Annotated in this window: 11 protein-coding genes; 3 read left to right on the top strand and 8 right to left on the bottom strand. The window is 66.8% G+C overall.

What is annotated here, in order from left to right:
• The 7 genes from VLK61_RS19150 to VLK61_RS19120 all read right to left on the bottom strand — a co-directional run.
• Nucleotides 1–651: TetR/AcrR family transcriptional regulator (locus VLK61_RS19150; RefSeq protein WP_325423220.1), on the bottom strand; the 651-nt coding region annotated here is incomplete at its 3' end.
• A 57-nt stretch (nt 652–708) separates the two neighbouring features.
• Nucleotides 709–2,334, bottom strand: a complete 1,626-nt coding sequence (locus VLK61_RS19145) for a class I adenylate-forming enzyme family protein (RefSeq protein WP_325423219.1) — start codon at nt 2,332–2,334, stop codon at nt 709–711.
• 29 nt (nt 2,335–2,363) lie between these two features.
• Nucleotides 2,364–3,161, bottom strand: a complete 798-nt coding sequence (locus VLK61_RS19140) for an SDR family NAD(P)-dependent oxidoreductase (protein ID WP_325423218.1) — start codon at nt 3,159–3,161, stop codon at nt 2,364–2,366.
• Nucleotides 3,162–3,176: 15 nt separating this feature from the next.
• Nucleotides 3,177–3,521 carry an EthD family reductase gene (locus tag VLK61_RS19135; protein ID WP_325423217.1) on the bottom strand — a complete coding sequence of 115 codons (345 nt, stop codon included), beginning with the start codon at nt 3,519–3,521 and terminating at the stop codon, nt 3,177–3,179.
• 17 nt (nt 3,522–3,538) lie between these two features.
• Nucleotides 3,539–4,339 carry an enoyl-CoA hydratase/isomerase family protein gene (locus tag VLK61_RS19130; protein ID WP_325423216.1) on the bottom strand — a complete coding sequence of 267 codons (801 nt, stop codon included), beginning with the start codon at nt 4,337–4,339 and terminating at the stop codon, nt 3,539–3,541.
• 116 nt (nt 4,340–4,455) lie between these two features.
• Nucleotides 4,456–5,520 (bottom strand): NADP-dependent oxidoreductase, encoded by a 1,065-nt coding sequence (locus VLK61_RS19125; protein WP_325423215.1) that lies wholly within the window; start codon nt 5,518–5,520, stop codon nt 4,456–4,458.
• 76 nt (nt 5,521–5,596) lie between these two features.
• Complete coding sequence (locus VLK61_RS19120; RefSeq protein WP_325423214.1) at nt 5,597–6,286, bottom strand: carboxymuconolactone decarboxylase family protein; 690 nt, start codon at nt 6,284–6,286, stop codon at nt 5,597–5,599.
• Nucleotides 6,287–6,509: 223 nt separating this feature from the next.
• On the opposite strand from VLK61_RS19120, the gene VLK61_RS19115 reads away from it, so the two are divergent.
• Complete coding sequence (locus VLK61_RS19115; RefSeq protein ID WP_325423213.1) at nt 6,510–7,769, top strand: acyl-CoA dehydrogenase family protein; 1,260 nt, start codon at nt 6,510–6,512, stop codon at nt 7,767–7,769.
• Nucleotides 7,770–7,816: 47 nt separating this feature from the next.
• Nucleotides 7,817–8,923 carry a phosphotransferase family protein gene (locus tag VLK61_RS19110; RefSeq protein WP_325423212.1) on the top strand — a complete coding sequence of 369 codons (1,107 nt, stop codon included), beginning with the start codon at nt 7,817–7,819 and terminating at the stop codon, nt 8,921–8,923.
• Here VLK61_RS19110 and VLK61_RS19105 read toward each other — a convergent pair.
• Complete coding sequence (locus VLK61_RS19105) at nt 8,920–9,276, bottom strand: hypothetical protein (protein WP_325423211.1); 357 nt, start codon at nt 9,274–9,276, stop codon at nt 8,920–8,922. The genes VLK61_RS19110 and VLK61_RS19105 overlap by 4 nt on opposite strands.
• Here VLK61_RS19105 and VLK61_RS19100 point away from each other — a divergent pair.
• Nucleotides 9,266–11,341, top strand: coding sequence for a TonB-dependent receptor (locus tag VLK61_RS19100; protein WP_325423210.1), 2,076 nt, complete (start codon nt 9,266–9,268; stop codon nt 11,339–11,341). The genes VLK61_RS19105 and VLK61_RS19100 overlap by 11 nt on opposite strands.
• The last annotated feature ends 11 nt before the right edge of the window (nt 11,342–11,352 follow it).

Here is an 11,352-nt window from a genome sequence, read left to right as displayed (position 1 = left end):
GCCGAGAAAGATCTGGCACAGCACCTGCGCCATCTTCTCGGGCGGGTGATCGTCGGCCATGCGCGGGTACCACTTGTAGGCCCAGTTGCACATGCCCAGGAAGGCGAGGGTCGCCAGTTCGGAGTCGATGGCCTTGAACTGTCCCTTCGCGATGCCGGCGCTGATGATCTGGTTGATGCGCGTCAGGTATCTTTCCCGGCGCTTGCGCATCTCCGTTCGTTGCCTGCCTTCGAGCTCGGTGTAGTGGTCCATGAAGGCGCGCACGTAGCCGGGATGTTCGGCAATCTGCTTCAGTGAAAAGGCGCAGGCCTCTTCCAGCAGCTGGGCCGGATCCAGGTCGCTCAGGTCACGTTCGGGTTCCAGGCCGCGGATCAGCGCGTCGATGTGCACCTGGTGCATCTCATAAAGGATGTCGTTCTTGCTCGCGAAGTAGTGGTACAGCGTGGGCTTGCCCATGCCCATTTCGTCCGCCAACATCTGCATCGACGTGCCGTGGAAGCCCACGCGATCGAACAGCGTGGCGCAGGCGTTGATGATCTCGAGCCGTTTCTCGTCGTGCGCCGCGGTGATGACGAGCGGGCGCTTGCGTCTTGCCGACGATGCCGTCCTGGACCGGGTGCTGCGGGATGCGGGTGAGAGAGCGGTGGGCACGATGTTCCGATGGTGTTGAAAGGTGTGTGTGCGCTGGTCCGGCGATGCAGGGCCAGTCTAATGCGGCGCCGGCGCATTCAGCGTCTTCAGCGCGGTCAGCGCCAGGCGCGCGAGCTGCTTCTTGTCGACCTTGCCGGTGGCGGTGAGCGGCAGCTGCTCCAGGATCAGCAGGTGCTCGGGCCACTTCTTCTTCGACAGTCCGATGCCCGCCAGGTGCTGCTTCAGGTCTTCCAGCGTCGGCGCCGTGGCCAGGTCTCGAATGCAGCAGGCGGCGCAGGCCTGTTCGCCCAGCCGGTGCTCGGGCACCGCGACGAGTGCCACGGCAGCGATGGCCGGGTGCGTTTGCAGCGCGGCTTCGACCTCGGCGGGATCGATGTTGTAGCCGCCGCGGATGATCTGGTCCTTGATGCGGCCAACCACGCGCAGGTGGCCTTGTGCGTCATGGACGATCTCGTCGCCGGTCAGGAAATAGCCGTCCGGCGTGAAGCGCGCTTCGTTGTCACCCAGTCCCTTGCAGTAGCCGATGAACAGCGAAGGACCGCGCACACCGGCCTGCCCGCGCTGTCCACGCGGCAGCATCCGCAACTCTGGATCGAAGGCCTCGTCCACGGTGCCGGGAAAGGGCTTGCCGTCGGAGGTTCCGCGCAGCGCGATGGCATCCGACGGGCGGGTCGACGCATGCCCCATGCATTCGGACATGCCGAACATGCGCAGCACGCGGATGCCGAGCAGGCGTTCGGCATCGGCGACGAGTTCGGGCGTCATTGCGCTGCCGCCCACCGCCAGGGCACGCAACGGGCTGGGCCGGGTCCACTGGCCGGCACGGGCGGTTTCGATCATTGCCGTCAACTGCGTCGGCACACACATCGCCCAGCGGCATTGGAAGTTGTCGATCAGGCGCAATGCACGCATCGGCTCCCACGGGTCGACCAGCACCAGCGGGTGGCCCGATGCCAGCGCGAAATGCACGCTGAACGTGAACCCTGGCGCGCTGGCCAGCGGTACCAGCCCGGCGATCGCATCCCCCGGGGCCAGATCGGCGATCTGCGCGCAGGCCCGGCAGGCATAGTTCATCGCGGCGCTGGAGTGCATCACGCCCTTGGGCAAGCCGGTGGTGCCCGAGGTGAAGCCGATCAGGGCCGTCAGCGCATCGCGCGGATCGGCGGGCGCGAGGTCGGCGCGGTCACGCACCTTCAGGCGCAGGGGAGGAAGGTCGGGTTGCCCGAGTCTGGGTACGCCGGGCAACTCGGACAACCTGGGCAACCCCGTGGAGGCTTCGTCGCCGGCGTCTTCGCTGGCGTCGTCAAAGGTGTCGTCGCTGCTGTCGGAGATCACCGCCAGGTGGTTCAGGCGCTGTTGCAGCACCTCGCGTTCGGAGCGTCCCAGGTCGGGCGTAAACGGGCACAGGATGCCGCCCAGCGACGACACCGCCAGGGCTGCGGCCAGGGTCGGCGCGGTCTTGCACGCTCGCAGCATCACCCGGTCGCCGGGACGCAGGCCATGCTGGCGCAGGTGAGCCGCAGTGGCCATCGCCATGCTCGACAACTCGGCCCGCGACCAGGTCTGCCCATCGGGCGAGACCAAGGCCAGCGCCGTCGGCGCGGCCTGCGCCAGGGCCTCGAACTGCGTCCACAACGAGGCGTCGGTCCATTGAAGGTCTTCGGCGGTGAAGGTGGTGGTCATGGTATCTAGCAGTCCGCGTCCATCTGGTGTTAGGCAATCGACTGCCCGCCATCGACCACGAAGGTCTGGCCGGTGATGAAGCTGCCGGCGTCCGAGGCCAGCAGCATCACGGTGGGCACGACCTCGTCCGGCCGGCCGAAGCGGCGCATCAGGATGCTGCCCAACAGCTTGTTCTGCGTGTCGCCGGTCAGCGTTTGCGTCATGCCGCTTTCCAGCGATCCTGGTGCCACCGCATTGACGCGGATCTTGTGATGCGCCCATTGGGCCGCGAGATTCGCCGTCAGGTGCACGATCGCGGCCTTGCTGGTGGTGTAGGGCACCACCTGGCCGGCGTCCGGCGTGTACGACAGGTAGGCGCCGACGGAGGCGATGTTGACGATCGCGCCGCCGCCCTGGCCGATCATCTGCCGGGCCGCGTGTCGACAGGCCAGGAAGGTGCCGGTGAGGTTGGCTTCGATCACCTTGTTCCAGCCCGCCAGCGGGATGTCTTCCGGCAGGCCCCACCAGGAGGCGCCGGCGTTGTTGATCAGGATGTCCAGGCGGCCGTAACGCTGCACCGTCGCGGCGATGGCCTGCTCGACTTCCGCCTCGCTCGAGACATCGCAGCGCAGGCCCGTCGCCTGCACGCCGAACTGCGTGGCCAGCTGGTCGGCGATGGCCGCGCAATCGGATGCATGGCGCGAGGCCAGCGCGAGGTGGCAGCCTGCATCCGCCAGGCCCGCTGCCATCGCCTCGGCCAATGCACCGCGCCCGCCGGTGATCAGCGCGACCTTGCCTTCGAGGCGGAATTTCGCGGCGACAAATCCCGCGGCGTGGTGTTCGTTCATCGGGGGTCTTCCTCGTCAGCGGCCGGATGCAGCCGCAGCGGCCAGCAGGTCGACTTCTTCGGTGATCAACACCAGCCGCCGGCCCTTCATCCTGCCGGCATGGGCAACCGCGGCGGCCCATTCCGGCGAGGCGATTGCCGCGTCCAGCGCTTGCCGGTCGGCGAAGCCCAGCACGGCATTGCCGTCCCAGGCCGCCGCCTCGGGGTGGTCGTAGTCGAACACCACCACGCCGTGGCGGTAGGCCAGCAGGCCAGGCAGCTTCATGGCCATCGCGGCATGTTCGCCGCGCCACCAGGTGGTGAAGCGCTCCTGCGTCCAGTCCGGCGGCCGCGAGGCCAGCACGACCATGTTGGTGCTCATGGCGACAGCCCGATCGATCAGCGGCCCGTCCACACCGGCGTGCGCTTGTCGAGGAACGCGCGAACACCTTCCTTGGCGTCCTCGGAGTGGTGCACCACGTTGCAGGTCATGGTCTCCAGCGTGATCAGCGAATTGGTGTCGGCATCCAGGCCGCGATTGACTGCCATCTTGGTCATCCACATGCAGAACGGGCTCTTGTCGATCAGCGGCGCGCAGAAGTCTGCGATCAGCTTGTCGAACTCGGCCTGCGGCGCCGACGCATTGACGAGGCCCCAGTCGGCGCACTCGTCGCCGCTCAGCAGCTTGCCGGTCAGCATCAGCTCCTTCGAGCGGCGCATGCCGATCATGCGCGGCAGGCGATAGATCGGGCCGGCGCCGCCGAACAGCGCGCGGCGGATGTGGAAGTCGCCGATCCTGGCTTCGGAGGCGGCCAGCGCGAAGTCGCAGGAGATCATCAACTCGAAGCCACCGGCCACCGCATAGCCTTCGACCGCGGCGATGGTCGGCTTCTTCATGTTGAAGATCTTGTCGTAGGTGCGTGCCGAATCGATGGCCAGCTGCAGCGAGCTGGTGGTCGCCTGAAGCACCGGGCTCACCAGCTGGTCGAGGTCGGCGCCCGAGCAGAAGGTGTTGCCGCGGCCGCGGAACACGACGGCGCGCGCCTCGGTGTCTTCAGCGGCGTGGTCGACCGCGGCTTCCAGGTCTTTCAGCAACTGCGGGCTGACGCAATTGCGCTTGTGCGGCCGGTTCAGCCAGATCGTCGCGACGCCATTGCTCGCGACTTCGTATTGAATGACATCTTTTTCCAGCTGGGTCATGGTGATCTCCTGTCGAGGTGAGTGAGTGACCACCCGACCGAACGGCCGGGCAATCGATTGGGGAACGCTGACACGGTTGCGGAGCGTGTCAAGGATGGGGTGCGTCGGCCGCAAGGTCAGCATGCCGACGCCGCCTGGGCAGTGTTGATGCGAACGACCAGGCGCCCGCGGTGCTGCCCTGTGGACAAGGCGGCAAAGGCCTGCGGAATCTGTTCGAAGCCGTCGCGCAAGTCGATGTCGTAGTGCAATCGCCCGGCGCGCAGCCACTGGTCGATCAGGCCCAGCACCTCGCGGCTGCGGCTGCGGTCGTTCAGCAGGCCGGCGATGCGGAAGCCCTGCATGCGTGCGCCATGCACGATCAGGTTCCACAGGTTGGGCGGGCCGGGCACGGGGCCATCGGCGTCGTACTGCGAAATCATGCCGCACAGCACGATGCGTGCACCCGGCCGCAGCACATCCAGCGCGGCCTGCAGCGGTGCGCCGCCGACATTCTCGAAGCACAGGTCGGCGCCCTCGGGCAGCGCCGCGCGAACGGCTGCGCCGAGGTCGGCAACGGCCTGGTAGTCGATGCAGGCGTCGTAGCCGTAGCGCGATGTCGCGAGCCGGCACTTGTCGGGGCCGCCGGCGATGCCGACGACGCGCTTGGCGCCGAGAATGCGCGCCATCTGCCCGGCAAGCGAGCCGACGGCGCCCGCCGCGGCGCTGACCAGCACGCTGTCGTCGGTTGCCAGTGCGCCGACTACCGTGAGTCCGTGGTGCGCGGTCAGGCCGGAGCTGCCGAGCACGTGCGTGTAGGCCGCCAGATCACCGCTTGGTCCTTGGCCCAGCTCCAGCGGAACCGGCACGAACTGCGCGCCGCTGCCGACCACGTGGTCGCTCCAGCTGCCAAAGCCGCTGACCAGCTCGCCTATCAGGCGGCCCGGGCAGCGAGAGGCGACGACTTCGCCCAGCACCATGCCGGTCACCGGTGCGCCCGGTTCGACAGCGGGGCGGTAGCCGGGCCGCGGGCTCAAGAAAGCACGGATTGCCGGATCCATCGCGACGAGCAGCACACGAATCAGCAACTGCCCCTCGGCCAGCGCCGGTATCTGGCCCTGGTGAAACTGCAGGTCGCTGGCCGCCAGTCGCCCGACCGGATGGCGGCGCAGCAGCCATTGGCGATTGACGCCACGTTCGTTCATGTCCGCCCCGGGCCCGACGAGTACGTCGGCCGTCCCTCGAGGGGGCGCGAACGCCTTCGGAACGGCAGTGCGGCGCTCACGCGGGCTCCAGCAGCGCGCCGGCCGACATCCACGCGGCGATGCCGGCCGAGGGCACGGCGCAGAGGATGGCCTCGGCCATCTCCTGCTCGGTGGCACCCGCGCTGCGCGCGGCCTTGATGTGCGTGGCGGCCATCGGGCTGTAGTCGGCGGCCAGCACGGCGATGAGCATCAGCTCGGACAGCTTGCGGTCGAGCCGGTTGCATTCGATCGTGCCCTTGCGCATCAGGTAGTAGCCGTCGGCGCCGCGCGGCACCAGGGCCAGCAGCGTGGCCAGTGCCGGCGGCACGGTGCCGAAATAGGCGCGGAAGTTCGCTTCGGCCTCGCCGGGTTCAGCGCGCACGGTGGCAGCGTCTTGCGCGGGGCGTGAGGGCTGCGGATAGACGCGTGACAGCACCTCGCCATAAGCCAGCGCCGTGCCTTCGCCGCGCAGGCTGCTCAGCAGGATCATGCCGCTGGCCGCTTCATCGAGCGTGAGGCCTTGCGCTTGCGCGCGAGACAGCTCGCGCCAGGCCAGTTCACCGAAGCCCTTGTTGATGGCAGCCACTGCGGCGTAGAGACCCTTGATGCGCGCCGGCAGCGCCATGTCGACTTCGATGATCTCGCGGAACAGCCCATAACCGGAGACGGTGTAAGGCGCCAGATCGACCAGCAGTGCCGAAGCGAGCAGGGCGTTGGAAGCAGGCAAGGCAGATCTCCCGGTGAATGGATCGAAGCAAAGTGTGCATGACGCCGCGACAAACTTCCAGTGCTTCCTCGAAGACCCGACCGCCCGGTCGGGTGAGGACTGAAATATAGCCGCATCGAAGCCGAATCACAGAGGGAAACTACCGATCAGAAAACTTGCCTGTTCGTTGACACCCGACCGGACGGTCGGGTACATTGAATTCACACCCTGGAGCACCGCCGGTATGCATTTCGAGCCCTCCCCGAACTCGAAGGATTGGTTGGCACGCGTTGAAGCCTTCATGGCCGAGCACGTGTACCCGGCCATTCCTGTCTACCGCGAGCAGTCCGCCGCGATAGATCGCTGGAAGCAAACGCCGCCGGTCTTCGAAGAACTCAAGGCCAAGGCCCGGGCGGCCGGGCTGTGGAACCTGTTCATGCCGCCGTCACCCCACGATGACGCGTACTTCACGAGCAAGGGTCTGAGCAACCTCGACTACGCGCCGATCGCCGAACTGATGGGGCGCGTGTACTTCGCTTCCGAAGTCTTCAATTGCATGGCCCCCGACACCGGCAACTTCGAGGTGCTGCACCGCTACGGCAGCCCGGCGCAAAAAGAAGAATTCATGCTGCCGCTGGCCGAAGGGCGCACCCGCTCGGCCTTCCTGATGACCGAGCCCGACGTCGCGTCGTCCGACGCCCGCAACATCCGCACCGAGATCCGGCGCGACGGCGGCGACTACGTCATCAGCGGCCGCAAGTGGTGGTCGTCGGGCGTCGGCCATCCGCACTGCGCCTTCTTCATCGTGATGGGCAAGACCGACCCGCAGGCCGATCCCAACCGCCAGCAGTCGATGATCATCGTGCCGGCCGGCACGCCCGGCGTGACCTTGGTGCGGCACCTGCAGGTGTTCGGCTTCGACCATGCGCCGCATGGCCACTTCGAGGTGGTGCTGGACAAGGTGCGTGTGCCGGCCGAGAACCTGATCCTCGGCGAAGGCCGCGGCTTCGAGGTGGCGCAGGGCCGGTTGGGCCCGGGCCGCATCCACCACGCCATGCGCGTCATCGCGTCGGCCGAAGTGGCGCTGGAAAAGATGTGCGTGCGCCTGCAGTCGCGCACGGCTTTCGGCAAGACCATCGCCGAACACTCGCTGTGGGAAGAGCGCATCGCCCACGCGCGCATCGAGATCGAGATGGTGCGCCTGCTGTGCCTGAAGACCGCCGCGATGATGGACACGGTGGGCAACAAGGCCGCACGCGCCGAGATCGCGATGATCAAGGTGGCCGCACCGCGCATGGCGCAACGGGTCATCGACCACGCCATCCAGGCTTTCGGTGGTGGTGGCGTGAGCCAGGACTTCGGCCTGGCCGAGTTGTGGGCGAACACCCGCATCGTGCGCCTGACCGACGGACCCGACGAAGTGCATTGCCGCGACATCGCGCGGCAGGAACTGCGCCGCCACGAAGGCCGCCGCTACGCCGACATCCACGCCTACCCGGGCTGATCGGAACCCACTTGCCCAAACCAGCCGATCACCGCGAGCCTGACCCCGTGAACCTTGCCCAGCAGGACCCGCCGCTCGCCGGCCCGCGGCGCTACATCGGCGCGCTGGGCGCCGTGCAGAGCGCTGCGGCCATCGACGTGCCGCGCCTGCAGCGCTACCTCGGCAGTGTCATCCGCGATTTCAAGGGCCCGCTCGAGGTGCGCCAATTCCAGGGTGGGCAGTCCAACTTCACCTACCTGCTGACGACACCGGAGCGCCAGTACGTGCTGCGCCGCAAGCCGCCCGGCGTGCTGCTGAAATCGGCGCATGCGGTCGACCGCGAGTTCGCCGTGCTCAGCGCACTGTCGGGCGTGGCGGCAGGCGTGCCGGTGCCGCAACCGCTGGCTTTCTGCGATGACGATGCCGTGCTCGGCAGCATGTTCTATGTCATGGCGCATGTGCCCGGCCGCATCTTCTGGGATTGCCGCATGCCGGACCTGTCGCCCGATGAGCGCGCCGCGCTGTTCGACTCGGCGAACCAGACGCTGGCGAACCTGCACAAGCTGGACTTCGATGCCATCGGCTTGAGCGACTTCGGCCGGCCGGGCAACTACTTCGAACGCCAGATTGCCCGCTGGTCGCGCCAGTACGAAGACTCGAAAACAGAAGACATCCCGGAGATGGACAAGTTGCTGGCCTGGCTGCCGCAGGCCGTGCCGGCCGACGACGGCGCGCGGGCCCTGGTGCATGGCGACTACTCGTTCCATAACCTGCTGATCCACCCGAGTGAACCCCGCGTGGTGGCCGTGCTGGACTGGGAGCTGTCCACGCTCGGCCATCCGCTGGGTGACCTGATGTACCACACGATGGAGTGGTACCGCCCCGCCGGCGTGGACGCGCGTGGCACGCTGCGTGACGCCGACCTGCAAGTGCTGGGCATTCCCAGCCTGGACAGCTACATCGCACGTTATGCCGAACGCACCGGCTTGTCCTTCGATGGCCATCTGCCCTTCTACCAGGCCTTCAACCTGTTTCGCACTGCCGCCATTCTGCAGGGCATCGTGAAGCGCATGGCCGACGGCAGTGCCGGTGCCAGCGCCAGCGAAGTGGCGCCGATGATGCGTCCACTGGCCGCGGCGGCCTGGCACAGCGCCTGCGAGGGCGGCGCGACCTAGTCAAGAGTCCCAATGAGCGCCTCGGCCCGTGGGGCCGATGCCGATTCCGTGACCATGAACAGTGATGGAGACAGAGCGATGAAAAAGGCAACAGGACAGGCCGGATGGGTATCGAAAGCGGCCAGGGGGCCGTCGGCACCGGTCAGGCGGTCGTCGACACAGGCCAGGTGGCCGTCGGCGCTGGCGCTTGGCGCCGTGGCGGGATTGTTCGCGCAGTCCGCGTCGGCACAAGTGAGCGCGGCCCCACCGGCGGCAGCGGCCTCGGCGGCCGAACCGGCTACGCAGGAAATCATCGTCACCGCGACCCGTCGAGCCGCGCGCTTGCGCGACGTGCCGATCGCGATGAGCGCCATCTCCGGCGGCGAGGCCGAGGCGCGCCGGCTCAGCAACTTCGTCGACGTCGTCGACATCACGCCCGGGCCGACCTTCGTGCCGGTGAAAGGCTCGGCGACCAGTTCAGTGCAGATCCGCGGCCGCTCGTCGACCAACGACGCCACCACCTTGCAGAACCCGGTGGGCATCTACATCGACGACATCTACTACGGCTCGCTGGCCTCGTTTGACTCCGACTTCTTCGATGTGCAGCAGATCGCGGTGCTGCGCGGTCCGCAAGGCACGACCTTCGGCCGCAATGCGGTGGGCGGTGCGGTGCAGATCACCAGCAATGTGGCCCGGCTCGGCGAAAGCTCGGGACAGTTCAGCCTGACCGCGCTGAAGTTCCACGGTGGCGAGCGTGGCGTGGAGTCGACCGGCTACGCCAACATGCCGCTGGGCGAGAAGGCGGCGGCGCGCATCGCCTACAGCGTGAAGGATGTCGGGGGCTACCAGCGCAACCTGGTCACCGGCCACTACGTATCGGACAACAAGATCAACAGCCTGAAGGGCTCGGTCACCTATGCGCCGGCCACCGACCTGACGATCACCGGTCTGGCGTCGTACTCGCGGCGCAACAACAAGGGCGACGGCGCGCGCATCGTCGGCATGGGCTGGGTGGCGGCCGCGGAGGCGGCCGCCTCATCGAACTTCCACGACGTGATGATCGACGACGAAGGCCGCGTCGAGCGCGAGATCACCTCGGGCTTGCTGAAGGTCGAGAAAAAGACCACCCTGGGCACTTTCTCGACGCTGCTCGGCTATCGGCACCTGAACGCCAGCTTCATCGAAGACTCCGACGGTGGGCCGATGCCGGTGAACTTTCCGTCGGTCAACCTGAACCGCGAGACCCAGTACAGCCTGGAGTTCCGGCTGGTCTCGCCATCGAACCAGCAGTTCGAGTATGTGACCGGCCTGTACATCGGCAAGGAGGACCTGTTCCACTCGATCCTGTTCAACTTCGATGGGCGGCTGCCGAACACGCGCCTGGCCACCTTCACCGGCGGCACGCTGCAGACGCAGCTGGTCAGCGGCTCGGGCAAGGCGATCAGCGCGGGCCCGTATTTCGAAGGCAAGTGGAAGTTCAACGAGCAATGGGCGCTGACTGGCGGGTTGCGCTATGTCTACGACAACAAGAAGGGCAGTACCGAGCACGTGGGCACCTCGGCCTTCTACGGCGGTCCGTACCTGGCGAACCTGCAGTCAACGACCTGGACGGCGTGGACACCCCGTGCCATCCTCGAATTCAAGCCGGCCAAGGACTTGCTGTTTTACGGCTCGGTGTCCTCGGGCTACCAGGGCGGCGGCTGGGTGCTGACGGCGCCCAACCTCGCCAAGGCCACGACACCGCTCGAACCGGAAAAGACCAGGAGCTACGAACTGGGCACGAAGTCGTCCTTCTTCAACGGTGCGTTCACCACCAACGCCGCGCTGTACCAGGCCAACACCAAGAACCTGCAGGTCCGCAGCCTGGTCAATGCGGTGCTGACCGACACCAACGCCGGTGAGGCCGAGGTCAAGGGGCTGGAGCTGGAGCTGGCTTTGCGCCCGGCTCGTGGCCTGGCGCTCGGGCTGAACTACGCCTATACCGATGCCAAGTTCAAGACCTTCCCAGGCTGTGCCGCGGGTAATTTCAATTGCACCGGCAAGCAGCTGCCTTTCACGCCGAAGAACGATGTCACGCTGTTCGCGGACTGGACGATGCGCGTCGGCGATGGCGCTTCACTGAGCTGGCATGCCGACACCAAGTTTGCCGATGCCTACCAGCTGGTCGCCACCAATGCGCAGCAGATCGCCGTGCCCTACACCAAGCGCCGCGGTGTGACCAATGCCTCGGTGACCTATGCGCAGGATGCGGCCAACTGGGATGTGCGGTTGTGGGCCCGCAACCTGACCAACCGGACCTATGCGACCAACGGCCTCAACTACTATTTCTACAACATGACGGTTGCCGAAGCGGTGGCTGCAGGTGCTTCGGCCGATTCCGAGCGTTTGTCCATCGCGGCGCCGCGTTCGGTGGGTGTCACCTTCACCTATCACTTCTAAGCCAGTTCGAG

This window comes from Aquabacterium sp. (assembly GCF_035476535.1).
Lineage (GTDB): Bacteria > Pseudomonadota > Gammaproteobacteria > Burkholderiales > Burkholderiaceae_C > Pseudaquabacterium.
Note: the sequence above shows the minus strand (reverse complement) of the source record. Positions and strands in the feature narration are given on the sequence as shown.